The following is a 21,539-nucleotide window of genomic DNA, read 5'->3' on the forward strand; positions in this document are numbered from 1 at the left end:
TCGCGCCGCCGAGTCGGTTTCTCAGCATCCGCTTGCAGTGTGATGATCGCGCATCTCGCGCTGCGCGCGTATCGCGAACCAGCGGTTCCAGCAGCTCGAAATCGACCTGCACCGTGCGCGCTCGCATTATCGCAACGAAGTATGACAGTCGTTTCTCACGGAGGTGAGACACATTGACCGCATTGCTGTGTTGCGCGGCGCCACTTCGCTGTTTTGTTCAGCCACATCAAAGCCGTGTATGCGAGGCCTGCATTTTCAGGGGTCGACGCATGTCAGCCATGCCGCATGACACTCTTGTTACAAACTGTGTCCGCGCAGCCACAATGATTATCACAAAGGAATATAACTAAGTTTGCTAATTGAACTCGCCCCGCAGCATCCGCTATTCCCGCCTTACGACGCAGGGGGGCACCTCGATGTCGTTTCGTCCAACTCTCGCGCTCGTTGACATCCGCAACGGTATGCGAGGCGAACGACGGATCAGCGGGCGGATGACGGAGCGCGGCTGCGTTCCCGGTCGCCGCCCATCAGACCGATCTGGAGGTTTTACATGACTACGATGAAGGGCCTTATTCTGGGCACCGCGGCGAGCCTCGTCGCGCTGACCGGTGCGCAGGCCGCCGACCTTCCCGTCAAGGCGAAGGCTGTCGAATACGTCAAGATCTGCTCGCTGTACGGCGCGGGCTTCTACTACATCCCGGGCACCGACACCTGCATCCGCATCGGCGGCGCGCTGCGTGTCGGCACCTCGTTCAACGGCGGCGTGTGGGGCGTGCCGTTCTATCAGGGCGGCGCCGGCGGCGCGGGCTCCTACAACCGCAACTACTTCACGACCCGCGAACGCATCACGCTGTTCGTCGACACCCGCACGCAGACCGACTACGGCGTCGTGCGCACCTACGCCAACATGCTGTTCGACTTCTCGCAGGGCCGCGAGAGCATCGCCGGCGGTTACATCGAGAACGACTTCATCTTCATCCAGTTCGCCGGCTTCACCTTCGGTAAGGCGGTGTCGCAGTTCGATCCGCAGTGGACGCTGGCCAAGCCGCTCATCAGCACCAGCGGCTTCTTCTCGGGCAGCTACGATGCCACCGGCATCCCGCAGCTGTCGTACACCGCCGAGTTCGGCAACGGCGTGTCGGCGTCGCTGTCGCTCGAAGACGCCCAGCCCTACCGTTCGTCGGGTGTCGTCAACACCTCGCTCGGCGGCACCAACGCCCTGCTCGGCCCGTTCGGCAGCGCCACCACCGCTTATGGCGTGACCTCGAACAACTTCCAGGGCAACGCCCAGGGCGGCGACCACGTTCCGGATATCGTCGCGAACGTTCGCCTCGACCAGGCCTGGGGCTCGCTGCACCTCGGCGCCGCCGCGCACGAAGTGCACGGCACCTACTACAACCCCGCCGACAGCAACACCGGCCACCCCGACTCGACCTGGGGCTATGCCGTCATCGGCGCGTTTGAGCTGAAGAACCTGCCGACCGGCGTGGGCGACAGCTTGAAGGTGCAGGCCACCTTCGCCAACGGCGCGGCCAAGTACGTGTTCGGCGGCACCTGGGATTCGGCTGGCGCTGGTCGTCTCGCCAAGATCGGCGACGGCGGCATGGCGTTCGGCTACGTCCTCGACGGCGTGTACGGTCTCGGCACCGGCATCCAGAAGAGCGACTCGTGGGAAGTCAGCGGCTTCTACGAGCACTACTGGACCCCGGCCTGGCGCACCTCGGTGTTCGGTTCGTACAGCCACATCTCGTACGGCTCGGCCGGCGACGCCCTCCTGCTCGCTGCCGCCAACGGTGGCCGTCTGAGCACCGGCGTCACCAACGCCACCGGCAGCTTCGGCTTCGGCGTGATGCAGTTCGGCACCCGCACCGCGTGGGATCCGGTCAAGAACCTGACCGTCGCGGCGGAGTTCGACTACACCCGTCTCGAGCAGAACCTCAACGGCACGTTCACCAACACGAGCGCGTATCAGGGTGTCGCCTCGGGCACCACGCTGCAGCTCAAGGATCAGAACATCTACTCGGGTCACGTTCAGGTCACCCGCAGCTTCTGATCTCGGCGATCGTCAACAGAGAAGCCCGCTCCGGCGGACCCATCGATGTTGACCTCCAGGGACCTCCGGCGATGCCCCGCCGGAGGTCTTTCCTTTTTGAGGGCCGGCGCCGGCGCGCCGGATGACGCCCGTCATATCATTGTCATGCAAACGACCGGCCCGGCCGGTATCTCCTCACCGGAAATACGAGGTGGGGCGAAACTGCCACAGGTGGCCTTTTTCGTTCGATGCATCGCACCTGACAAACTGTCGCAGTCTGTTTCCGGGTAACATCCGTTGCAGAACAGGACTCACACAGGGGCGTTCCATGAATCGGCATCATACCCGTCTTCTCAAGGCTCTCGTGTTCGGAACCGCGGCCGGTCTGGCGACGCTGAGCACGGCCGATGCGGCCGATCTTCCGGTCAAGGCGAAGGCGGTCGAATACGTCAAGATCTGCACGGCCTACGGCGCGGGCTTCTACTACATCCCCGGCACCGACACCTGCATCCGTCTCGGCGGCGCGATCCGCGTCGGCACCACGTTCAACGGCAATCCGTGGGATGTGCCGTTCTTCCAGGGCAGCACCGGCGGCGCCAACGCCTATAACCGCAACTATTTCGGCGCCCGCGAGCGCGCTTATCTCAACATCGACACCCGCACCGCGACCGAGTACGGCGTCGTCCGCACCTACGCCAGCCTGCTGTTCGACTTCTCGCAGGGCCGTGAGAGCATCGCCGGCGGCTATGTCGAGAACGACTTCCTGTTCATCCAGTTCGCCGGCTTCACGTTCGGCAAGGCGGTGTCGGAGTTCGATCCGCAGTGGGCGCTGTCGAAGCCGATCATCGGCACCTCGACCGGCGCGCTGTCCGGCTCGCACAATGACACCGGCATTCCGCAGCTCGCCTACACCGCCGAGTTCGGCGGCGGCGTGTCGGGCACGATCTCGCTCGAGGATGCCCAGCCCTACCGCTCCGCCGGCGTCGTCAATACCTCGCTCACCGGCACCAACGCCTTGCTCGGCCCGTTCGGCGGCGCGACGCTGGCCTATGGCGTGGCGTCGAACACCTTCCAGGGCAACGCCCAGGGCGGCGACCATGTACCCGATATCGTCGGCAACCTGCGCTACGATCAGGCCTGGGGCTCGCTGCACCTCGCCGCGGCCGCGCATGAAGTGCACGGCACCTACTACACCCCCACCAACAGCGACACCGGCCACCCGGACTCGACCTGGGGCTACGCGGTCATCGGCGCGTTCGAACTCAAGAACCTGCCCACCGGCGTCGGCGACAGCCTGAAGGTTCAGGCGTCGTTCGCCAACGGCGCCGCCAAGTACATCTTCGGCGGTTCCACCGATACCTCCGGCGCAGGCCGCTTCGCCAAGATCGGTGGCGGCGGCATGGCGTTCGGCTACGTGCTCGACGGTGTCTACGGCAACGGCACCGGGATCCAGAAGAGCGACGCCTGGCAGGTCGCCGGCTTCTACGAGCACTACTGGACGCCGGCCTGGCGCACGTCGCTGTTCGGCTCCTACAGCCACATCTCCTACGGCGCCACCGGCGACGCCCTGCTGCTGGCCGCCGCCAACGGCGCAGGCCTGAGCACGGGCTTCACCAACGCGACCGGCAGTTTTGCGTTCAGCTTCGCCGAGGTCGGCACCCGCACGGCCTGGACGCCCGTGAAGGACCTGACCTTCGCCGCCGAATTCAGCTACGTGCGCATGATGCAGAACCTCAACGGCACCTTCACCACCACGGGCACCGCGATCCCCGGCTACACCGCCGGCTCGACGCTGCAGCTCAAGAACCAGAACCTGTATCAGGGCGCGGTCGAAGTTCGCCGCAACTTCTGAGGCGTTCTCCGCGGGGGCGAGTTCGCACCGGCCTCCGCGATCGAAACAGAAAGACCTCCGGCGCGCCCCGCCGGAGGTCTTTTGTTCAGGCACGCGCCTTTGTCGGTCAAGGCAGCCGGTCAACGCATTGCGGTCGAACCCGGCACGCGCCGCGCAACGCTGTCGCGCCCGTCTCGACTGCCACCCAAGGCCGCGTCAGGCGGCGTCCGCGACCTGACGGGCGCGGTGATCCTCGCCCCAGGCCTTGAGCACGTCGATGACCGGGCGCAGCCGCTCGCCCATCTCGGACAAGGTGTATTCGACCCGCGGCGGGACCTCCGGATAGACCTTGCGGATCACGAGGCCATCCTCCTCCAGCGCCCGCAGTTGCTTGGTCAGCATCCGCTGGGTGATGCGCGGCATCTTGCGCTTGAGCTCGCCGAACCGGCAGGTGCCGTCCTGCAGATGAAAGAGGATGACGCCCTTCCACTTGCCATCGATCAGGTCCAGCGTGACCTCGACCGGACATCCCGGCCCGCAGCCGAAATCCTTCCGCTTCATCGATAATTCCCAATAGTATCCATTCGTGTACTATATCCCTGTTTGCACCGTACTTGCAATTTCAGCCCTGCCGCGACACTTCTGAAACCGTCGGTGACGGATATGGCCGTCGCCCAACCGGAGACCTGTCGGATGAAGGCCGTTGGCTACAGCAAGTCCCTGCCGATCGACGCAGCGGACGCCCTGATCGATTTCGAAACAGCGAAACCGGAGCCGAGCGGACGCGATCTTCGCGTCGCGGTGAAGGCCGTCTCCGTCAATCCGGTCGACACCAAGGTGCGCAAGCGCGCGGCGCCGCCGGCCGGCGAGATGAAGATCCTCGGCTTCGATGCCGCCGGCGTCGTCGACGCAGTCGGGCCGGAGGCGACGCTGTTCAAGCCGGGCGACGAGGTGTTCTACGCCGGCTCGATCCTGCGCCAGGGCACCAACTCCGAGTTTCACCTGGTCGATGAGCGCATCGTCGGACGCAAGCCGAAGTCGCTGGGGTTCGCCCAGGCTGCGGCCCTGCCCCTGACCTCGATCACCGCCTGGGAGCTGCTGTTCGATCGCCTCGACGTGCAGCCCGGCAAGAGCATCGACCCGCGCACGCTGCTGATCGTCGGCGGCGCCGGCGGCGTCGGCTCGATCCTGATCCAGCTGGCGCGGCGGCTGACCGGCCTTGCGGTGGTCGCGACGGCGTCACGGCCGGAGTCGATCAAGTGGTGTCTCGAGCTCGGCGCCCACGCCGTGGTCGATCACAGCAAGCCGCTGAAGGAGCAGATCGACCAGCTCAAGCTGCCGCCGGTGCGGCTGATCGCCAGCCTGACCAACACCGACCAGCACTTCCCGGCCCTCGTCGATATCCTGGCGCCGCAAGGCAAGATCGGCCTCATCGACGATCCGGCGGCGCTCAACGCCACGCTGCTCAAGGGCAAGGCAGCGTCGCTGCACTGGGAATCGATGTTCACCCGCTCCTCGTTCCAGACCGCCGACATGATCGCGCAGCATCGCCTGCTCAACGACGTCGCCAACCTGATCGACAACGGCGTGCTGCGCACCACGCTCGACAAGGTGCTCGGCAGGATCAACGCGGCCACGCTCAAGCAGGCGCACGCCGCGATCGAGGGCGGCCGCTCGACCGGCAAGCTGGTGCTGGAAGGCTGGTGAGCTAGGCTGGCAAGCTCCGGCGCGAGGGGCCAGCGGCGACACGCGCCGCCAGGCCCCGCCGCCGCGGGGGCGTCAGGCGATGGTATCGAGAATGCCGCCCTCGACCCGCAACGCCGCGCCGTTGGTGGCCGACGCCTCGCGCGAGCAGATGTAAACGGCCATGTTGGCGATCTCGTCGACACTGGCAAAGCGTTGCAGCAGCGAGGTCGAGCGGTGCTGCCTGACGAACGACGCGGCGGCCTCGTCGACGCTCTGGCCGCTCTGCGCCGCCATCGCGGCGAGAAACGCCTCGACGCCTTCGGAGCGCGTCGGCCCGGGCAGGATCGAGTTGACGGTAACGCCAGTGCCGCCGGTCAGCTTGGCAAGGCCACGCGCCACCGACAGCTGTGCGGTCTTGCTGGTGCCGTAGTGGATCATCTCGGTCGGGATGTTGAGCGCGGATTCCGACGAAACGAACAGCACCCGCCCCCAGTTGCGTGCCAGCATGCCCTTGAGATAGGCGCGCGACAGCCGCACGCCCGACAGCACGTTGACCTCGAAGAAGCGCGCCCAGTCGTCGTCGCTGATGTCGAAGAAGTCCTTCGGCTCGAAGATGCCGGCATTGTTGACGAGGATGTCGACGTCCGGCACCGCCGCGACCAGCGCCGCACAGCCCTCCGCCGTCGCGACGTCGGCCGCCACGCCGCGGACATCAGCGCCGCCGGCAGCCTGCGCAACCGCTGCGGCGGCCGCCTCGACACGGTCCTTGCTGCGGCCGTTGACCACGACGCTCGCACCCGATGCCGCAAGCCCCCGCGCGATCGCCTGGCCGATGCCCCCGGTCGACCCGGTGACGATGGCGGTCTTGCCCGAAAGATCGATGTTCATGCGCCTCTCCTTTGCCTGGCTGCCTGTTGATATTGGGAGCGCGCGAGAGCCGGCGCAATCACCACCGCCACAGCGCGGCCGCTGAATTTTCGATGTCCCTGCCCGCATGGCCGCGGCGCGGCCGGCGGCGGAGCAGCGCGCAACAAAAAAGCGGCGCCGAGGCGCCGCTTCTAAAATCCGAGAAGTTGGAACGAACGGCTCAGGCCGCTTCGTCCACCGCTTCCTGCACCGGGCCGGAGTCCTTGCCCTTGGCCTCGACGTCGCGATCGACGAACTCGATCACCGCCATTGCAGCGTTGTCGCCGTAGCGGAAGCCGGCCTTGATGATGCGGGTGTAGCCGCCGTGACGGTCCTTGTAGCGCGGCGCCAGAACGTCGAACAGCTTCTTGACCTGCTCGATATCGCGGATCTCGCCGATCGCCTGGCGACGCAGCGCCAGACCGCCGCGCTTGCCGAGCGTGATCAGCTTCTCGACGATCGGACGCAGTTCCTTGGCCTTCGGAAGCGTGGTGACGATCTGCTCGTGCTTGATCAGCGCAGCCGACATGTTGGCGAACATCGCGCGGCGATGCTCGGCGGTGCGGTTGAGCTTGCGGTGAACCTTGCCGTGACGCATTGGACTATTCCTTCTTCAATTTGCCACGACGGTTCGTCGGACAAGTTTCATCTCAGGTGGGCTTCCTGCGTTCGCCCCGGGGTCGTCAGGATAAAAAGTCTTCAGGATAGAAGTCGTCAGGATCAAACGAATGCGGGATCGCACAAGCGCGACCCCGCAGACGAACTCAGTAGTGGTCCTCGAAGCGCTTGGCCAGCTCGTCGATGTTCTCCGGCGGCCAACCGGGCACTTCCATGCCGAGGTGCAGACCCATCTGGGCCAGCACTTCCTTGATTTCGTTCAGCGACTTGCGGCCGAAGTTCGGAGTGCGGAGCATCTCGGCTTCCGACTTCTGCACGAGATCGCCGATGTAGACGATGTTGTCGTTCTTCAGGCAGTTTGCCGAACGAACCGACAGCTCGAGCTCGTCGACCTTCTTGAGGAACGCCGGGTTGAACGCCAGATCCGGAATAACCTCGGCCGCAACTTCCTTGCGCGGTTCTTCGAAGTTGACGAAGACGTTGAGCTGATCCTGCAGGATGCGCGCAGCGTAGGCCAGCGCGTCCTCCGGCGTGATCGCGCCGTTGGTCTCGATGGTCATCGTCAGCTTGTCGTAGTCGAGGATCTGGCCCTCGCGGGTGTTCTCGACCTTGTACGACACCTTCTTGACCGGCGAGTACAGGCTGTCGATCGGGATCAGGCCGATCGGCGCGTCCTCGGGACGGTTGCGCTCGGCCGGGACGTAACCCTTGCCGGCGTTGACCGTGAACTCCATGCGGATCTCCGCACCGTCGTCGAGGGTGCAGAGCTGCAGTTCGGGGTTCAGCACGACGATGTCGCCGACGGTCTGGATGTCGCCGGCGGTGACAGCGCCGGGCCCCTGCTTCTTGACCACCATGCGCTTGGGACCCTCACCCTGCATCTTCAGGGAGATGTCCTTCACGTTCAGCACGATGTCGGTCACGTCCTCGCGCACGCCGGCGATCGAGGAGAACTCGTGCAGCACGCCGTCGATGTGCACCGACTGGACCGCGGCGCCCTGCAGCGACGACAGCAGGATGCGGCGCAGCGCGTTGCCGAGCGTCTGGCCGAAGCCGCGCTCGAGAGGCTCCGCGACGACGGTCGCGATGCGGCTGGCGTCAGCGCCCGGCGCGACGTTCAACTTGTTCGGACGGATAAGCTCTTGCCAATTTTTCTGGATCGTCACTGTTTTTCACCCATGCCATTCAGAGACTGGCGTTGGAGATCGCGGATCTGTCCGCGCAACAAACGTCTCAAAAAGCGGGCGGACGGCCATGCCGCCCGCCACAACACATCACACGCGGCGGCGCTTGCGCGGACGGCAGCCGTTGTGCGGGATCGTGGTCACGTCACGGATCGAGGTGACGGTGAAGCCCGCAGCCTGCAGCGCGCGCAGCGCCGACTCACGGCCCGAACCCGGACCGGCGACTTCCACCTCGAGGGTGCGCATGCCGTGTTCCTGGGCCTTCTTCGACACGTCCTCGGCCGCGACCTGCGCAGCATACGGGGTCGACTTGCGCGAGCCCTTGAAGCCCATCGTACCGGCCGACGACCACGCAATGGTGTTGCCCTGCGCATCGGTGATGGTGATGGTGGTGTTGTTGAACGACGAATTCACATGCGCGATGCCGGACGCGATATTCTTGCGTTCACGACGGCGGACGCGGGTGGCCTCTTTACCCATTATCTTCTTCCTTCAAGCGCATCCGTGATGCCGGATGCTGGGGAATCTTCAAACCAGTGATCCGGCCACGCGGGACGCGTGGCCGGTGCAAAACGGCTGGTGGTGCCGGCCGATTACTTCTTCTTGCCGGCGATCGCCTTGGCCGGACCCTTGCGGGTGCGCGCATTGGTATGCGTGCGCTGGCCACGAACCGGCAGACCGCGACGATGGCGCAGGCCGCGATAGCAGCCGAGGTCCATCAGGCGCTTGATGTTCATGCCGACTTCACGGCGCAGGTCGCCCTCGACGAGATAGTCGCGGTCGATCACTTCGCGGATCTGCAGGACTTCCTGGTCGGACAGCTGCGCGACGCGGCGGTCGACCGGGATCTTCACCTTCTCCAGGATGTCGGCCGCATTCTTCTGGCCGATGCCATGGATGTACTGGAGCGCGATCAGCACGCGCTTGTTGGTCGGGATATTGACGCCGGCGATACGGGCCACAGTCTTCACTCCTGTTGCCGACCTGCTGTGGCCGGCTTTGCTGGTCTTTGTCGGGCGGTGTTTACAAACGCAAACACGACGCCCTCCCCTGGATGAACCTTGGGGCCCGGCATCGTTCGAAACGTATCCGACTGGATGCGGGCCTTATTAATGGACTCAACCTCGTTTCGTCAACCGCTTCGCAGCCTTGACGCGCTGTTTCGAGGCCTTTTTTGCGGTTTTCCGGGCTGCGGAACTCCGCCCCCGGGCCGCCGCCTTGACCGTTTTGCGGGCATTGCCGCGAGCAGTCTTGGCCTTGGTTCCCTTGCCGGCCTTCGCCGGCTTGCGCCCGGCGGAGGCCTTACGGCCGGCAGCCTTGGCCTTCTTGGCCGCCGCCTTCACCGCCTTCTTGGCGGCCTTCTTCGCCGGCTTGGCTGCCTTTGCAGCCTTGCTCTTGGCAGTCTTGCTCTTGGCGACCTTGGCCACGGCCTTCTTCGCCTTGGCACCCTCAGCAGCCGCCTTAGCCGGCTTCGCAGCCTTGGCCCGGCGCTTTGCCGCCTTGCGGGCCGACGACTTGGCGGCCCCCTTACGGGACGCCCTGGCGCCTGCCTGGGAGCCGACAACGGCTTCCAGCACCCGGGCGATCTCCTTCGTCACCTCGTCGATCGACATCATGCCGTCGATTGTGAGGAGAGCCCGACGCTCGGAATAGTAGTGCACCAGCGGCTCGGTCTGGGCGCGGTAGGCCGCCAGCCGCTTCGACAGCACCTCGGGGGTGTCGTCCACCCGCACGGTCTCGCCACGGGCCTGCATCTGGGCCACCCGCGCCTCGACGCGCTGCAGCAACGCACTCTCGTTGACCCGCAGCTCGACCACGGCGTCGAGCTTGAGGCCGCGGTCCTTCAGCAGCTCATCCAGGGCCTCGGCCTGCGGCACGGTGCGCGGGAAGCCGTCGAGGATGAATCCGCCAGCCGCGTCCGGCTCGGCGATACGGTCGGCGATGATGCCGATCACGACCTCGTCGGGGACCAGCCCGCCGCCAGCCATGATGTCCTTGGCCTTGAGGCCGATCGGCGTTCCCGCCGCCACCGCCGCGCGCAGCATGTCCCCGGTGGACAGCGGCACGATGCCGTAACGTTCAACGAGAAGCTTTGCCTGCGTTCCCTTGCCTGCCCCCGGTGGCCCGAGAAGGATAAGTCTCATCGACGACGGCCCCTCAGTTTTGACTTCTTGATCAGACCTTCATACTGGTGCGCCAGCAGATACCCCTGGACCTGGGCGACCGTATCCATCGTCACGCTGACCACGATCAGCAGCGATGTACCGCCGAAGTAGAACGGCACCGATGCGTAGGAAATCAGGATTTCCGGGATCAGACAGACGATCGCGAGATAGATAGCTCCGAGCACCGTGATTCGCGACAGCACATAGTCGATGTACTCGGCGGTGCGCTCGCCCGGACGAATGCCGGGAATGAAGCCGCCGTGCTTCTTGAGATTGTCGGCGGTCTCGGTCGGGTTGAACACGATCGCGGTGTAGAAGAACGCGAAGAACACGATCAGCGCCAGATACAGCACCAGGAACAGCGGCCGGCCGTGGCCGAGCTGGGTGGTGAGCCACTGGAACCACTCCGGCCCCTTGCCGGCGTTGAAGTTCGCGACCGTGGTCGGCAGCAGCAGCAGCGACGAGGCGAAGATCGGCGGAATGACGCCCGAGGTGTTGAGCTTGAGCGGCAGGTGCGAGGTCTGGCCCTCGAACATCTTGTTGCCGACCTGGCGCTTCGGATACTGGATCAGCAGCCGGCGCTGGGCGCGTTCCATGAACACGATGAACGCGATCACGGCGACGGCCATGATGATGATCAGCAGGATGATGCCGGTCGACAGAGCGCCCTGACGGCCGAGCTCGAGGGTGCCGGCGATCGCCGACGGCAGCTCGGCGACGATGCCGGACAGGATGATCAGCGAGATACCGTTGCCGATGCCGCGCGAGGTGATCTGCTCGCCCAGCCACATCAGGAACATGGTGCCGCCGGTCAGGGTGATCGCGGTCGAGATCCGGAAGAACATGCCGGGATCGCTGACTACGTTGCCGGCGCCCTCGAGGCCGACGGCAATGCCGTAGGACTGGAATGCGGCGAGCAGCACCGTGAGATAGCGCGTGTACTGGTTGAGGGTCTTGCGGCCGGCCTCACCCTCCTTCTTGAGGGCCTCCAGCTGCGGCGACACGGTGGTCAGCAGCTGGATGATGATCGAGGCCGAGATGTACGGCATGATGTTCAACGCGAAAATCGCCATGCGGTGGATGCCACCGCCGGCGAACATGTTGAACATGCCGAGAATGCCACCCTGCTGGGTGCGGAACACCTGCTCCCAGATGCCGGGATCGATGCCGGGCAGCGGAATGTAGGTGCCGAGCCGATAAACAAGCAGCGCACCCAGGGTAAACCAGATGCGCTTCTTCAGTTCGTCGGCCTTGGCGAGCGCCGAAAAGTTCAGATTGGCTGCGAGTTGTTCCGCTGCGGAGACCATCAGGCCCGGTCCTTTTCAATTGTCACGACCAGGTGATCAGCAAGCGATCACCGGCCGTCCTCGTCCTGGAAAATCATCCCAAGAAGTAAAGACGGGGATGCCCGGCACAAGGCCGGGCATGACCAAATCACGAAGCCTTTTCGGCTTCGGCTTCCTTCGGGGCCAGGATCTTGACCGATCCACCAGCCTTCTCGACGGCCTCGACGGCCGACTTCGACGCGCCATGGACCTCGACGGTGATCTTGGCCTTGATCGCGCCGCGGCCGAGCAGGCGCACGCCGTCACGCGAACGGCGCAGCACGCCCGCTTCCACCAGCGCCGCAGCGTCGATGGTCTTCTTGGCGTCGAGCTTGCCGGCATCGATCGCGTCCTGGACGCGATCGAGGTTCACCTCGGTCAGGTCCAGCGCGAAGATGTTGTTGAAGCCACGCTTCGGCAGGCGGCGATGCAGCGGCATCTGGCCGCCCTCGAAGCCCTTGATGCGCACGCCGGTACGCGCGGTCTGACCCTTGCCGCCGCGGCCGCTGGTCTTGCCCTTGCCGGAGCCGATGCCACGGCCCAGCCGCATGCGCTTCTTGCGCGAGCCGGGGTTATCGGCGAGATCGCTGAGCTTCATCGCCCTGTCTCCTTACTTCTCGTCGACGACGCGAACGAGATGGTTCACCTTCGCGATCATGCCACGCACTGCAGGGGTATCCTGCAGCTCGCTGGTACGACCGATCTTGTTGAGACCGAGGCCGACCAGCGTCGCCCGCTGCGACTGCTCGCGGCGGATGGGGCTCGCGGTCTGCTCGATCTTGATGGTCTTGGCAGCCATTGTGCTCACTCCGATCAATAAGCGCGCGGCTTAGTCCGCAGCCGCTTCGGCGTCGCCGCCGATGCGGCGCGACTGCACCACGGACACCTTGAGGCTGCGACGCGAGGCCACCGAACGCGGCGAGTCCTGGCGCTTCAGCGCGTTGAAGGTGGCGCGCACCATGTTGTAGGGGTTGGACGAGCCGATCGACTTCGCCACCACGTCCTGCACGCCGAGGCTCTCGAACACGGCGCGCATCGGGCCGCCGGCGATGATGCCGGTGCCGGGAGGGGCCGCGCGGAGATAAACCTTGCCCGCGCCATGACGGCCGGCAATGTCGTGATGCAGCGTGCGGCCTTCGCGCAGCGGCACCCGCGTCAGGTTGCGCTTGGCCGAGTCGGTCGCCTTGCGGATCGCCTCGGGAACTTCGCGCGCCTTGCCGTGGCCGAAACCGACCCGGCCCTTCTGGTCGCCGATGACGACCAGCGCCGCGAAACCGAAGCGCTTACCGCCCTTCACGACCTTGGCGACACGGTTGATGTGCACGAGCTTGTCGACAAACTCGCTGTCGCGCTCCTCGCGCTCCCTGTTCCGTTCCCGGCCGCCGCGTTCGCGTTCACCTGCCATGGTGCTGTCCAATCCTTGAGAGGCCCGTCGCCTCAATCGTGTTCAAAAAGCTTAGAAACTCAGACCGCCTTCGCGCGCCGCATCCGCGAGCGCCTTGACGCGGCCGTGGTAGAGATACTGACCACGGTCGAAGATCACTTCCTTGACGCCGTTCTTGACGGCGCGCTCGGCGACGAGCTTGCCGACCGCCGAGGCGGCCGCGATGTCGGCGCCGGTCTTGCCGGCGTCGCGCAGGGTCTTCTCGAGCGACGAGGCCGAGGCCAGCGTCTCGCCCTTCTGATCGTCGATGATCTGGGCGTAGATGTGCTTCGACGAGCGGAACACCGACAGGCGCGGGCGGCCGAACGCCGCACGGCGGACCTGGCCCCTCACCCGATTCTTGCGTCGGGCATTCGTAATATTGAGTTTCGACATGACCCGCTCCGTTACTTCTTCTTGCCTTCCTTGCGGAAGATGAATTCGCCGGCGTACTTCACGCCCTTGCCCTTGTAGGGCTCCGGCTTGCGGTAATCGCGGATCTCCGCGGCGACCTGGCCAACGCGCTGGATGTCGTTGCCGACGATGACGATCTCGGTCGGCTTCGGCGTCGTGATCGCGATACCCTCGGGGATCGGATACAGCACGTCGTGGCTGTAGCCGAGCGCGAGCTGCAGGTTCTTGCCCTGCACGGCGGCGCGGTAACCGACGCCGACGATCTCGAGCTTCTTCTCGAAGCCCTTGGTGACGCCCTCGACCAGGTTCGCGACCTGCGCACGGGCGGTGCCGTACAGCGAACGCGCACGCTTGGTCTCGAAGCGCGGATCGACCTTGATCGCGCCATCCTCGAGCTTCACGGACACGTCGTCATGGACGACGAACTGGAGCTGGCCCTTGGGCCCCTTCATCTTGACGGTCTGACCGTCCACGGTCGCGGTCACGCCCGACGGCACCGGGACAGGTCGCTTGCCAACGCGGGACATGGCTCTACCCTTCCTGAATTAGAACACCGTGAAGAGAACTTCGCCGCCCACGTTCGCGTCGCGCGCGTCGTGGTCAGCCATGATTCCCTTCGGCGTGGAAAGCACTGAAATGCCGAGGCCGTTGTTGACGCGCGGCAGGTTCTTGACCGAGGCGTAGACGCGGCGACCGGGCTTGGACACCCGCTCGATCTCGCGGATCACCGGCTCGCCGTCGAAGTACTTCAGCTCGATCTCGAGCTCGCTGCGGCCCGACGGATGCTCGACGCTGGTGAAGCCACGGATGTAGCCTTCGCTCTTCAGCACTTCGAGCACGTTGGCGCGCATCTTCGAGCCGGGGGTCGAAACCTTCGACTTGCTGCGCAGCTGCGCATTGCGGATACGGGTGATCAGATCGCTGATCGGATCGTGCGTGGACATCTGCGACCCTCCTTACCAGCTCGACTTGACGAGGCCCGGAACCAGGCCCTTGGAGCCGAGTTCGCGCAGCGCGATACGGCTCAGCTTGTTCTTGCGATAGACCGAGCGCGGACGGCCGGTGACTTCGCAACGGTTGCGAATGCGGGTCGCCGACGAGTTGCGCGGCATCTCGGCAAGCTTCAGCGTCGCCGAGAAGCGCTCCTCGAGCGGCAATTCCTTGTCGGCGATGATCGCCTTCAGCCGGGCGCGCTTGGCGGCGGCATTCTTCGTCATCCGCCGACGCCGGTTGTTCTTTTCAATCGAACTCTTCTTCGCCATATCAGGCTCCTGAATTTCCGCGTTTGAGATCCTGGTAATCAGGTCTCACTGCCGGAAAGGGAAATTGAACGCGTTCAGCAACGCACGCGCTTCGTCATCGGTCTTCGCAGTGGTGCAGACCGTGATATCCATGCCCCAGGTCTCGCCGGACTTGTCGTAGTCGATTTCCGGGAAGATCAGGTGCTCCTTGATGCCGAGCGAGTAGTTGCCACGGCCGTCGAAGCTCTTCGGGTTGAGACCACGGAAGTCGCGCACGCGCGGCAGCGCGATGTTCACCAGACGGTCGATGAACTCGTACATGCGCGCCTTGCGCAGCGTGACCTTGGCGCCGATCGGCTGGTTCTCGCGCAGCTTGAAGGTCGAAATCGCCATGCGCGACTTGGTCACGATGGGCTTCTGACCCGCGATCAGCGCGAGGTCGGCAGCGGCCAGTTCGACCTTCTTGCGGTCATTGACAGCCTCGCCGACGCCCATGTTGAGCACGACCTTGCTGAGGACCGGCACCTGCATGACGTTGGCGTAGCCGAACTGCTCGGTCAGCTTGGCGCGGATTTCGCGGTCGTATTGCTCGCGCAGGCGCGGCACATAAACGGTCTCAGCCATCGATCTCAGCTCCCGTGCGCTTGGCGACGCGCACCTTCTTGCCGTCCGCCAGGACCTTGAAGCCGACGCGGGTCGGCTTGCCGTCCTTGGCGACGAGCGCGATGTTGGACAGGTGGATCGGCGCCTCCTTGGAGATGATGCCGCCTTCCTGCGTCTGGCTCTGCTTCTGGTGGCGCTTCACGAGGTTGACGCCGCGCACCAAGGCGCGGTCCTCGCTCGGACGCACCTCGAACACCTCGCCGGTGCGACCCTTGTCGCGGCCCGACAGGACAATGACCTTGTCGCCCTTCCGGATCTTGGCAGCCATCACAGCACCTCCGGCGCGAGCGAAATGATCTTCATGTGGTTCTTGGCGCGCAGCTCGCGCGGCACCGGTCCGAAGATACGGGTGCCGACCGGCTCCGACTGGTTGTTGACCAGCACGGCAGCGTTGCGGTCGAAACGAATGACGGAGCCGTCGGGGCGGCGGATATCCTTCGCCACGCGCACGACGACCGCCTTCATGACGTCGCCCTTCTTCACCTTGCCACGCGGAATGGCTTCCTTGACGGACACGACGATAATGTCGCCGACGGTCGCATAACGGCGCTTGGAACCACCAAGCACCTTGATGCACATGACACGGCGCGCGCCTGAATTATCGGCCACGTCGAGGTTGGTCTGCATCTGGATCATTGATGCACCTCGTCCTCTTCTTTATGCGCGGAACTGCGCTTAAGCTGTTTTCTTTTCGCCCTGGACGACTGTCCAGCGCTTCAACTTGGAGATCGGCTTGCTCTCTTCGATCCACACCTGGTCGCCGATCGAGAACTGATTGTTCTCGTCATGGGCGTGGTAGTTCTTCGAGCGCCGGATCGTCTTCTTGTAGATCGGATGCGTGAAGCGGCGGTCAACGCGCACCACAATCGTCTTGTCCTGCTTGTTGCTGACGACGACGCCCTGCAGAGTTCGTTTCGGCATCTTCGGCCCCTTACTTCGTCTTCGCGCGCTTCTGCGCGGCGATGGTCTTGACGCGAGCGATGTCGCGACGGGCCTCGCGCAGACGCGAGGTGTTTTCAAGCTGACCTGTGGCGCGCTGGAAGCGCAGGTTGAAGCGCTCCTTCTTCAGCTTGACGATCTCGTCATCCATCTGGTCGGCGCTCATCGCGCGGATGTCGGCGGGTTTCAGTTCGGCCATGGCTAGATCCTCACTCCGCGATGCGCGCAACGAAGCGCGTCTTGATCGGCAGCTTGGCAGCAGCCAGGGTCAGCGCCTCACGCGCCGTCTGGTTGGTGACGCCGTCGATCTCGAACAGGATGCGGCCCGGCTTGACGCGCGCGACCCACAATTCCGGCGACCCCTTGCCGGAGCCCATGCGCACTTCGGCGGGCTTCTTCGACACGGGAAGATCCGGGAAAACACGGATCCAGACGCGGCCGGCGCGCTTCATATGACGCGTCAGGGCGCGGCGAGCCGCCTCGATCTGACGCGCGGTGACCCGCTCCGGCTCCATCGCCTTCAGGCCGAACTGGCCGAACGACAGGGTCGCGCCGGACGACGCGACGCCGTGGATACGGCCCTTGTGCGCCTTGCGAAACTTCGTGCGCTTTGGTTGCAACATGGTCTTGTTCCTGGCTTACGCCTTCATGCCTTATTCAAATCAGGCCGCATCGCGACGCGAACGGGGCGCGCTCTCGCCTTCCGCCTGTCGCTTGTCCTGGGCCATCGGATCGTGCTCGAGGATCTCACCCTTGAAGATCCACACCTTCACGCCGCAGGTACCGAACGTGGTGAAGGCGGTGGCGACGCCGTAATCGACGTCGGCGCGCAGCGTATGCAGCGGCACGCGGCCTTCACGGTACCACTCCATGCGGGCGATCTCGGCGCCGCCGAGACGGCCGGAGCAATTGATGCGGATGCCTTCGGCACCGAGGCGCATCGCCGACTGCACGGCGCGCTTCATCGCGCGACGGAACGCGACGCGGCGCTCGAGCTGCTGGGCGATCGACTCGGCGACCAGGGTCGCGTCGAGCTCGGGCTTGCGGATCTCGACGATGTTGAGAACCACGTCCGACTCGGTGATCTCCGCAATCTTCTTGCGCAGCTTGTCGATGTCGGCGCCCTTCTTGCCGATCACCACGCCCGGGCGAGCCGAGTGAATGGTGACGCGGCACTTCTTGTGCGGACGCTCGATCACGATGCGCGCCACAGCCGCCTGCTTGAGCTCCTTGTGGAGCAGCTCGCGGATGCGGACGTCCTCGTGCAGCAGCTTGCCGTACTCGGCCTTGTTGGCGAACCAGCGCGAGTCCCACGTACGGTTGATGCCGAGACGCAGCCCGATCGGATTGATCTTCTGACCCATCGTTTTCTCCTGCGCCTTCGATTAAGCGCTCGCCTCGACCTGACGAACAACGATCGTCAGCTGCGAGAACGGTTTGAACACACGTCCCGAACGGCCGCGGCCGCGCGGAGCGAAACGCTTCATCACAATGCCCTTGCCGACATGCGCCTGGGCGACGATGAGATCGTCGACCTCGAGGTCATGGTTGTTCTCGGCGTTCGCGATCGCCGACTCCAGGCACTTCTTGACGTCGACCGAGATCCGCTTGCGCGAGAACTGAAGGTCGGCGAGCGCAGACGACACCTTCTTGCCGCGGATCATGGCCGCAACGAGATTGAGCTTCTGCGGGCTCACCCGCAGCATCCGGGCGACCGCCTTGGCCTCGTTATCGGGGAGGCTCCGTTCGCGCTTTGGTTTGCTCATGACCTAATCCTCAAGCCTTCTTGGCTTTCTTGTCGCCCGAATGGCCATGGAAGGTCCGGGTCGGCGAGAACTCGCCGAACTTGTGACCGACCATTTCCTCGTTCACGGCGACCGGAACGTGCTTCTGACCGTTGTACACGCCGAACGTCAGACCGACGAACTGCGGCAGGATCGTCGAGCGACGGCTCCAGATCTTGATGACATCGTGACGACCGGACGCCCGGGCCGCATCTGCCTTCTTGAGCAGCGATGCCTCGACGAACGGGCCTTTCCAGACGGAACGAACCATGGCGTGCGATCCTTACTTCTTCCGCTTGTGGCGGCTGGCGAGAATGAATCTCGCGGTTGACTTGTTCTTGCGGGTCTTCTTGCCCTTGGTCGGGAAGCCCCACGGGGTCACCGGATGACGGCCACCCGAGGTGCGGCCTTCACCACCGCCGTGCGGGTGATCGATCGGGTTCATCGCGACGCCGCGGTTGTGCGGGCGACGGCCGAGCCAGCGGGTGCGACCGGCCTTGCCGATCGAGGTGTTCATGTGGTCCGGGTTGGACACCGCGCCGATCGTGGCGGTGCAGCGGCCGTGCACCAGGCGCTGCTCGCCCGAGTTCAGGCGCATGATGACGTAGTCCTGGTCCCGACCGACGATCTGGGCGTAGGTGCCCGCCGAACGCGCGATCTGACCGCCCTTGCCGATCTTGAGCTCGATGTTGTGGACGATGGTGCCCACCGGCATGTTGCCGAGCGGCATGACGTTGCCCGGCTTCACGTCGACGTAGTTGCCCGCGATCACGGTGTCGCCGACCGCCAGGCGCTGCGGCGCCAGGATGTAAGCCTGCTCGCCGTCCTGATACTTGATCAGCGCGATGAAGGCGGTGCGGTTCGGATCGTACTCGAGACGCTCGACGGTCGCCGGCACGTCCAGCTTGGCGCGCTTGAAGTCGACGATGCGGTAGCTCTGCTTGTGACCGCCGCCGCGAAAGCGCACGGTGATCCGGCCGGTGGCGTTACGACCGCCGGACGAGTGCTTGCCTTCGGTCAGGGTCTTGACCGGCTTGCCCTTGTAGAGGGCCGAACGATCAACCATGACCAGCTGGCGCTGGCCGGGCGTCGTGGGATTGAATTTCTTCAGTGCCATCGTCGTACCGCCTTACAGTCCGGTCGTAACGTCGATGCGGTGGCCCTCTTCCAGGGTCACGACCGCACGCTTGGAGTCCGACTGCGTGCCGAAGGTGCCGCGGAAGACCTTGGTCTTGCCCTTGCGCACGATCGTGTTCACGCTCTTGACCTTGACGTCGAACAGCTTCTCGACCGCTTCCTTGATCTGCGGCTTCGTCGCCTTCGTCGCCACCTTGAACACAACCTTGTTGTGCTCGGAGACAGTCGTCGCCTTTTCGGTGATGACCGGAGCGACGATCACATCGTAATGCTTCGCATCAATCGTCATTTGAAGCGCGCCTCCAGCGCATCGACTGCAGCCTTCGTCAGCACCAGCTTCTGACGGCGCAGAATGTCGTAGACGTTGATGCCCTGGATCGGCAGCACGTCGATGTTCGGAATGTTGCGCGCAGCAGCCGCGAACCCGTTGTTCACCTCGGCGCCGTCGATGATCAGCGCGCTGGTCAGGCCGAGGCCCGAGAAGTGACCGCTGAGAACCTTGGTCTTGGCGTCCTTGAGTTCGGCGCTGTCGAGCACGATCAGGCCGCCGTCCTTGGCCTTGGCCGAAAGGGCGTGCTTGAGCGCCAGCGCACGCACCTTCTTGGGCAGGTCGAACGCATGGCTGCGCACGACCGGACCGAAGGCACGGCCACCGCCGCGGAACTGCGGCACGCGGGCCGAACCGTGACGGGCGCCGCCGGTGCCCTTCTGCTTGTACATCTTCTTGCCGGTGCGCCAGACTTCGGCGCGCCCCTTGGTCTTGTGGGTGCCGGCCTGGCGCTTGGCGAGCTGCCAGGTGATGCAGCGCTGGATCAAATCGGTGCGCGGCTCGAGACCGAAGATCTCGTCCGACAGCTGCACCGAACCGGCAGCCTTACCCTCGAGCGTGGTGACGTTCAGTTCCATGTCACACGCCCTCCTTCTCGGCTGCCGCTTCCGCAGGAGCAGCCTCACCATTGATCACCTTGAACTTGCCGGGCTTCGGCGCGTCCTTCGGCAGCGGCTTCTTCACGGCGTCACGCACCGTGATCCAGCCGCCCTTCGAACCGGGCACCGCGCCTTCGACCAGCACGAGACCGCGCTGGACATCGGTCTGGACGACGCGCAGGTTCAGCGTGGTGATGCGATCGACGCCCATGTGGCCGGGCATCTTCTTGTTCTTGAAGGTCTTGCCCGGGTCCTGACGGCCACCGGTCGAACCGATCGAACGATGCGAAACCGACACACCGTGCGTGGCGCGCAGACCGCCGAAGTTCCAGCGCTTCATACCGCCGGCGAAACCCTTACCGACCGAGGTGCCGGTGACGTCGACGAACTGGCCGACGACGAAGTGATCGGCCTTGATCTCGGCGCCGACCGGGAGCAGCGCGTCCTCGGACACGCGGAACTCGGCGACCTTGCGCTTCGGCTCGACCTTGGCGACAGCGAACTGGCCGCGCTCCGCCTTCGGCAGATAAACGGTCTTGCGGGCGCCGGAGCCGAGCTGCAGCGCGACGTAGCCGTTCTTGTCCTTGGTGCGGTGGCCGAGCACCTGGCAGTTGCTCAACTTCAGCACTGTCACGGGGATGTGCTCGCCGGTCTCCGTAAAGACCCGCGTCATCCCGACCTTCTGAGCGATCACTCCGGAACGCATTGGCGTTCTTCCTATCTCTTCGTCCGAACGAATGGACTTTGAACTTACAGCTTGATTTCGACGTCAACGCCGGCGGCGAGGTCGAGCTTCATCAGCGCATCGACCGTCTGCGGCGTCGGATCGACGATGTCGAGCAGGCGCTTGTGGGTACGCATCTCGAACTGCTCGCGGCTCTTCTTGTCGACGTGCGGCGAACGGTTGACGGTGAACTTCTCGATGCGGGTCGGCAGCGGAATCGGCCCACGCACCTGGGCGCCGGTCCGCTTCGCCGTATTCACGATCTCGCGGGTCGACGTATCGAGAATGCGATGGTCGAACGCTTTGAGACGGATGCGGATATTTTGGCCGTTCATTGCCGTTGTCTCTCTGTTTGTCATCGCCCGGTCAGAGCGATCCAGTAATTCGTCAGTCGTGATACGTAACCCGCGACCTCGCGGATTACTGGGCGCCCCGCCTTGCGGCGGGGCGCGACAGGATTGCTTTACTCGATGATCGAAGCGACGACGCCGGCGCCGACAGTACGGCCGCCTTCACGGATGGCGAAGCGCAGCTTCTCTT

General features: G+C 64.6%; 33 protein-coding genes. 3 read left to right on the forward strand and 30 right to left on the reverse strand.

The genetic code is table 11. The features are described from left to right. Positions 1-550 precede the first annotated feature (550 nt). Positions 551-2,053 carry a porin gene (locus JQ639_RS34850; RefSeq protein ID WP_211964777.1) on the forward strand — a complete coding sequence of 501 codons (1,503 nt, stop codon included), beginning with the start codon at positions 551-553 and terminating at the stop codon, positions 2,051-2,053. 307 nt (positions 2,054-2,360) lie between these two features. Continuing rightward, the gene (locus JQ639_RS34855; RefSeq protein WP_211964775.1) at positions 2,361-3,884 is read left to right on the forward strand and encodes a porin; all 1,524 of its coding nucleotides are present in this window, start codon (positions 2,361-2,363) and stop codon (positions 3,882-3,884) included. 195 nt (positions 3,885-4,079) lie between these two features. Here the strand turns inward: JQ639_RS34855 and JQ639_RS34860 are convergent, their stop codons facing one another. Continuing rightward, positions 4,080-4,424, reverse strand: coding sequence for a winged helix-turn-helix transcriptional regulator (locus JQ639_RS34860; protein WP_211964773.1), 345 nt, complete (start codon positions 4,422-4,424; stop codon positions 4,080-4,082). Positions 4,425-4,556: 132 nt separating this feature from the next. Here JQ639_RS34860 and JQ639_RS34865 point away from each other — a divergent pair, with 132 nt between their 5' ends. Then, positions 4,557-5,570 carry a zinc-binding alcohol dehydrogenase family protein gene (locus JQ639_RS34865; protein WP_211964765.1) on the forward strand — a complete coding sequence of 338 codons (1,014 nt, stop codon included), beginning with the start codon at positions 4,557-4,559 and terminating at the stop codon, positions 5,568-5,570. Between the two features lie 72 nt (positions 5,571-5,642). Here the strand turns inward: JQ639_RS34865 and JQ639_RS34870 are convergent, their stop codons facing one another. From JQ639_RS34870 to JQ639_RS35010, 29 genes are all read right to left on the reverse strand, one after another. Further along, positions 5,643-6,437, reverse strand: a complete 795-nt coding sequence (locus JQ639_RS34870) for an SDR family NAD(P)-dependent oxidoreductase (protein WP_211964763.1) — start codon at positions 6,435-6,437, stop codon at positions 5,643-5,645. Positions 6,438-6,636: 199 nt separating this feature from the next. Continuing rightward, entirely contained in the window at positions 6,637-7,053 is a 417-nt protein-coding gene (gene rplQ, locus JQ639_RS34875) for a 50S ribosomal protein L17 (RefSeq protein ID WP_211964761.1), read from the reverse strand. A gap of 166 nt (positions 7,054-7,219) precedes the next feature. After that, complete coding sequence (locus JQ639_RS34880) at positions 7,220-8,239, reverse strand: DNA-directed RNA polymerase subunit alpha (protein WP_211964753.1); 1,020 nt, start codon at positions 8,237-8,239, stop codon at positions 7,220-7,222. A 108-nt stretch (positions 8,240-8,347) separates the two neighbouring features. Further along, positions 8,348-8,737: a 30S ribosomal protein S11 gene (gene rpsK / locus JQ639_RS34885; RefSeq protein WP_006021048.1), complete on the reverse strand. Its 390-nt coding sequence runs from the start codon at positions 8,735-8,737 to the stop codon at positions 8,348-8,350. 113 nt (positions 8,738-8,850) lie between these two features. Further along, positions 8,851-9,219 carry a 30S ribosomal protein S13 gene (gene rpsM / locus JQ639_RS34890; protein ID WP_211964751.1) on the reverse strand — a complete coding sequence of 123 codons (369 nt, stop codon included), beginning with the start codon at positions 9,217-9,219 and terminating at the stop codon, positions 8,851-8,853. Between the two features lie 156 nt (positions 9,220-9,375). Further along, positions 9,376-10,401: an adenylate kinase gene (locus tag JQ639_RS34895; protein ID WP_211964749.1), complete on the reverse strand. Its 1,026-nt coding sequence runs from the start codon at positions 10,399-10,401 to the stop codon at positions 9,376-9,378. Continuing rightward, complete coding sequence (gene secY / locus JQ639_RS34900) at positions 10,398-11,729, reverse strand: preprotein translocase subunit SecY (protein ID WP_211964747.1); 1,332 nt, start codon at positions 11,727-11,729, stop codon at positions 10,398-10,400. The genes JQ639_RS34895 and secY overlap by 4 nt, the downstream gene beginning before the upstream one ends. A 127-nt stretch (positions 11,730-11,856) precedes the next feature. Beyond that, a complete protein-coding gene (rplO, locus tag JQ639_RS34905; protein WP_211964745.1) occupies positions 11,857-12,345 on the reverse strand; it encodes a 50S ribosomal protein L15 in 489 nt (162 codons plus the stop codon). Between the two features lie 12 nt (positions 12,346-12,357). Continuing rightward, positions 12,358-12,546, reverse strand: a complete 189-nt coding sequence (gene rpmD / locus JQ639_RS34910; protein ID WP_211964738.1) for a 50S ribosomal protein L30 — start codon at positions 12,544-12,546, stop codon at positions 12,358-12,360. Between the two features lie 30 nt (positions 12,547-12,576). Beyond that, a complete protein-coding gene (gene rpsE, locus JQ639_RS34915; RefSeq protein ID WP_211964736.1) occupies positions 12,577-13,152 on the reverse strand; it encodes a 30S ribosomal protein S5 in 576 nt (191 codons plus the stop codon). A gap of 51 nt (positions 13,153-13,203) precedes the next feature. Next, positions 13,204-13,566 carry a 50S ribosomal protein L18 gene (rplR, locus tag JQ639_RS34920; protein WP_211964734.1) on the reverse strand — a complete coding sequence of 121 codons (363 nt, stop codon included), beginning with the start codon at positions 13,564-13,566 and terminating at the stop codon, positions 13,204-13,206. 11 nt (positions 13,567-13,577) lie between these two features. Further along, positions 13,578-14,111 (reverse strand): 50S ribosomal protein L6, encoded by a 534-nt coding sequence (gene rplF / locus JQ639_RS34925; RefSeq protein WP_211964731.1) that lies wholly within the window; start codon positions 14,109-14,111, stop codon positions 13,578-13,580. A gap of 18 nt (positions 14,112-14,129) precedes the next feature. Beyond that, positions 14,130-14,528, reverse strand: a complete 399-nt coding sequence (rpsH, locus tag JQ639_RS34930) for a 30S ribosomal protein S8 (RefSeq protein ID WP_211964729.1) — start codon at positions 14,526-14,528, stop codon at positions 14,130-14,132. A 12-nt stretch (positions 14,529-14,540) separates the two neighbouring features. Next, the gene (rpsN, locus tag JQ639_RS34935; protein WP_211964726.1) at positions 14,541-14,846 is read right to left on the reverse strand and encodes a 30S ribosomal protein S14; all 306 of its coding nucleotides are present in this window, start codon (positions 14,844-14,846) and stop codon (positions 14,541-14,543) included. A gap of 45 nt (positions 14,847-14,891) precedes the next feature. Continuing rightward, positions 14,892-15,449 carry a 50S ribosomal protein L5 gene (gene rplE / locus JQ639_RS34940; RefSeq protein ID WP_211964724.1) on the reverse strand — a complete coding sequence of 186 codons (558 nt, stop codon included), beginning with the start codon at positions 15,447-15,449 and terminating at the stop codon, positions 14,892-14,894. Beyond that, entirely contained in the window at positions 15,442-15,756 is a 315-nt protein-coding gene (rplX, locus tag JQ639_RS34945; RefSeq protein WP_211964722.1) for a 50S ribosomal protein L24, read from the reverse strand. Before rplX ends, rplE begins: the two co-directional genes overlap by 8 nt. Next, entirely contained in the window at positions 15,756-16,124 is a 369-nt protein-coding gene (rplN, locus tag JQ639_RS34950; protein ID WP_211964720.1) for a 50S ribosomal protein L14, read from the reverse strand. Before rplN ends, rplX begins: the two co-directional genes overlap by 1 nt. A 39-nt stretch (positions 16,125-16,163) precedes the next feature. Continuing rightward, complete coding sequence (rpsQ, locus tag JQ639_RS34955; protein WP_211964718.1) at positions 16,164-16,409, reverse strand: 30S ribosomal protein S17; 246 nt, start codon at positions 16,407-16,409, stop codon at positions 16,164-16,166. A 10-nt stretch (positions 16,410-16,419) separates the two neighbouring features. Next, a complete protein-coding gene (rpmC, locus tag JQ639_RS34960; protein ID WP_042002494.1) occupies positions 16,420-16,626 on the reverse strand; it encodes a 50S ribosomal protein L29 in 207 nt (68 codons plus the stop codon). Between the two features lie 10 nt (positions 16,627-16,636). Beyond that, positions 16,637-17,050, reverse strand: a complete 414-nt coding sequence (gene rplP, locus JQ639_RS34965; protein WP_211964710.1) for a 50S ribosomal protein L16 — start codon at positions 17,048-17,050, stop codon at positions 16,637-16,639. A gap of 39 nt (positions 17,051-17,089) precedes the next feature. Further along, positions 17,090-17,791: a 30S ribosomal protein S3 gene (gene rpsC, locus JQ639_RS34970; protein WP_211964708.1), complete on the reverse strand. Its 702-nt coding sequence runs from the start codon at positions 17,789-17,791 to the stop codon at positions 17,090-17,092. Between the two features lie 21 nt (positions 17,792-17,812). After that, positions 17,813-18,193: a 50S ribosomal protein L22 gene (gene rplV / locus JQ639_RS34975; protein WP_211964706.1), complete on the reverse strand. Its 381-nt coding sequence runs from the start codon at positions 18,191-18,193 to the stop codon at positions 17,813-17,815. 10 nt (positions 18,194-18,203) lie between these two features. After that, positions 18,204-18,482, reverse strand: coding sequence for a 30S ribosomal protein S19 (rpsS, locus tag JQ639_RS34980; protein ID WP_008963465.1), 279 nt, complete (start codon positions 18,480-18,482; stop codon positions 18,204-18,206). A 12-nt stretch (positions 18,483-18,494) separates the two neighbouring features. Next, complete coding sequence (gene rplB / locus JQ639_RS34985) at positions 18,495-19,328, reverse strand: 50S ribosomal protein L2 (protein WP_211964698.1); 834 nt, start codon at positions 19,326-19,328, stop codon at positions 18,495-18,497. A 12-nt stretch (positions 19,329-19,340) separates the two neighbouring features. Next, positions 19,341-19,637 carry a 50S ribosomal protein L23 gene (locus JQ639_RS34990; RefSeq protein ID WP_211964696.1) on the reverse strand — a complete coding sequence of 99 codons (297 nt, stop codon included), beginning with the start codon at positions 19,635-19,637 and terminating at the stop codon, positions 19,341-19,343. Then, positions 19,634-20,254 carry a 50S ribosomal protein L4 gene (gene rplD / locus JQ639_RS34995; protein WP_211964694.1) on the reverse strand — a complete coding sequence of 207 codons (621 nt, stop codon included), beginning with the start codon at positions 20,252-20,254 and terminating at the stop codon, positions 19,634-19,636. The genes JQ639_RS34990 and rplD overlap by 4 nt, the downstream gene beginning before the upstream one ends. A 1-nt stretch (position 20,255) precedes the next feature. After that, entirely contained in the window at positions 20,256-20,981 is a 726-nt protein-coding gene (gene rplC, locus JQ639_RS35000) for a 50S ribosomal protein L3 (RefSeq protein ID WP_211964692.1), read from the reverse strand. A 44-nt stretch (positions 20,982-21,025) separates the two neighbouring features. Beyond that, on the reverse strand, positions 21,026-21,334 hold the full coding sequence (rpsJ, locus tag JQ639_RS35005) for a 30S ribosomal protein S10 (protein ID WP_002712302.1): 309 nt from the start codon (positions 21,332-21,334) through the stop codon (positions 21,026-21,028). Positions 21,335-21,462: 128 nt separating this feature from the next. Then, positions 21,463-21,539 (reverse strand): EF-Tu C-terminal domain-related protein (locus tag JQ639_RS35010; RefSeq protein ID WP_159731174.1); only part of this gene is annotated, 77 nt, incomplete at its 5' end.

Origin of the sequence: Bradyrhizobium sp. U87765 SZCCT0048 (assembly GCF_018131225.1) — a bacterium.
Lineage (GTDB): Bacteria > Pseudomonadota > Alphaproteobacteria > Rhizobiales > Xanthobacteraceae > Bradyrhizobium_A.

Coding starts and splice junctions, on each gene's coding strand:
- rplN (WP_211964720.1), bottom strand. CDS start 16,124: ATGATCCAGATGCAGACCAACCTCGACGTGGCCGATAATTCAGGCGCG.
- rplQ (WP_211964761.1), bottom strand. CDS start 7,053: ATGCGTCACGGCAAGGTTCACCGCAAGCTCAACCGCACCGCCGAGCAT.
- rplV (WP_211964706.1), bottom strand. CDS start 18,193: ATGAGCAAACCAAAGCGCGAACGGAGCCTCCCCGATAACGAGGCCAAG.
- JQ639_RS34895 (WP_211964749.1), bottom strand. CDS start 10,401: ATGAGACTTATCCTTCTCGGGCCACCGGGGGCAGGCAAGGGAACGCAG.
- rplC (WP_211964692.1), bottom strand. CDS start 20,981: ATGCGTTCCGGAGTGATCGCTCAGAAGGTCGGGATGACGCGGGTCTTT.
- rpsC (WP_211964708.1), bottom strand. CDS start 17,791: ATGGGTCAGAAGATCAATCCGATCGGGCTGCGTCTCGGCATCAACCGT.
- rplF (WP_211964731.1), bottom strand. CDS start 14,111: ATGTCCCGCGTTGGCAAGCGACCTGTCCCGGTGCCGTCGGGCGTGACC.
- rplE (WP_211964724.1), bottom strand. CDS start 15,449: ATGGCTGAGACCGTTTATGTGCCGCGCCTGCGCGAGCAATACGACCGC.
- JQ639_RS34865 (WP_211964765.1), top strand. CDS start 4,557: ATGAAGGCCGTTGGCTACAGCAAGTCCCTGCCGATCGACGCAGCGGAC.
- JQ639_RS34850 (WP_211964777.1), top strand. CDS start 551: ATGACTACGATGAAGGGCCTTATTCTGGGCACCGCGGCGAGCCTCGTC.
- rplO (WP_211964745.1), bottom strand. CDS start 12,345: ATGAAGCTCAGCGATCTCGCCGATAACCCCGGCTCGCGCAAGAAGCGC.
- rpmC (WP_042002494.1), bottom strand. CDS start 16,626: ATGGCCGAACTGAAACCCGCCGACATCCGCGCGATGAGCGCCGACCAG.
- JQ639_RS34990 (WP_211964696.1), bottom strand. CDS start 19,637: ATGACGATTGATGCGAAGCATTACGATGTGATCGTCGCTCCGGTCATC.
- rpmD (WP_211964738.1), bottom strand. CDS start 12,546: ATGGCTGCCAAGACCATCAAGATCGAGCAGACCGCGAGCCCCATCCGC.
- rpsJ (WP_002712302.1), bottom strand. CDS start 21,334: ATGAACGGCCAAAATATCCGCATCCGTCTCAAAGCGTTCGACCATCGC.
- JQ639_RS34855 (WP_211964775.1), top strand. CDS start 2,361: ATGAATCGGCATCATACCCGTCTTCTCAAGGCTCTCGTGTTCGGAACC.
- rpsE (WP_211964736.1), bottom strand. CDS start 13,152: ATGGCAGGTGAACGCGAACGCGGCGGCCGGGAACGGAACAGGGAGCGC.
- rplX (WP_211964722.1), bottom strand. CDS start 15,756: ATGGCTGCCAAGATCCGGAAGGGCGACAAGGTCATTGTCCTGTCGGGC.
- JQ639_RS34860 (WP_211964773.1), bottom strand. CDS start 4,424: ATGAAGCGGAAGGATTTCGGCTGCGGGCCGGGATGTCCGGTCGAGGTC.
- rpsK (WP_006021048.1), bottom strand. CDS start 8,737: ATGGGTAAAGAGGCCACCCGCGTCCGCCGTCGTGAACGCAAGAATATC.
- rpsQ (WP_211964718.1), bottom strand. CDS start 16,409: ATGCCGAAACGAACTCTGCAGGGCGTCGTCGTCAGCAACAAGCAGGAC.
- rpsS (WP_008963465.1), bottom strand. CDS start 18,482: ATGGTTCGTTCCGTCTGGAAAGGCCCGTTCGTCGAGGCATCGCTGCTC.
- rplB (WP_211964698.1), bottom strand. CDS start 19,328: ATGGCACTGAAGAAATTCAATCCCACGACGCCCGGCCAGCGCCAGCTG.
- rpsH (WP_211964729.1), bottom strand. CDS start 14,528: ATGTCCACGCACGATCCGATCAGCGATCTGATCACCCGTATCCGCAAT.
- rpsN (WP_211964726.1), bottom strand. CDS start 14,846: ATGGCGAAGAAGAGTTCGATTGAAAAGAACAACCGGCGTCGGCGGATG.
- rplD (WP_211964694.1), bottom strand. CDS start 20,254: ATGGAACTGAACGTCACCACGCTCGAGGGTAAGGCTGCCGGTTCGGTG.
- rplP (WP_211964710.1), bottom strand. CDS start 17,050: ATGTTGCAACCAAAGCGCACGAAGTTTCGCAAGGCGCACAAGGGCCGT.
- JQ639_RS34870 (WP_211964763.1), bottom strand. CDS start 6,437: ATGAACATCGATCTTTCGGGCAAGACCGCCATCGTCACCGGGTCGACC.
- secY (WP_211964747.1), bottom strand. CDS start 11,729: ATGGTCTCCGCAGCGGAACAACTCGCAGCCAATCTGAACTTTTCGGCG.
- rplR (WP_211964734.1), bottom strand. CDS start 13,566: ATGTCGAAACTCAATATTACGAATGCCCGACGCAAGAATCGGGTGAGG.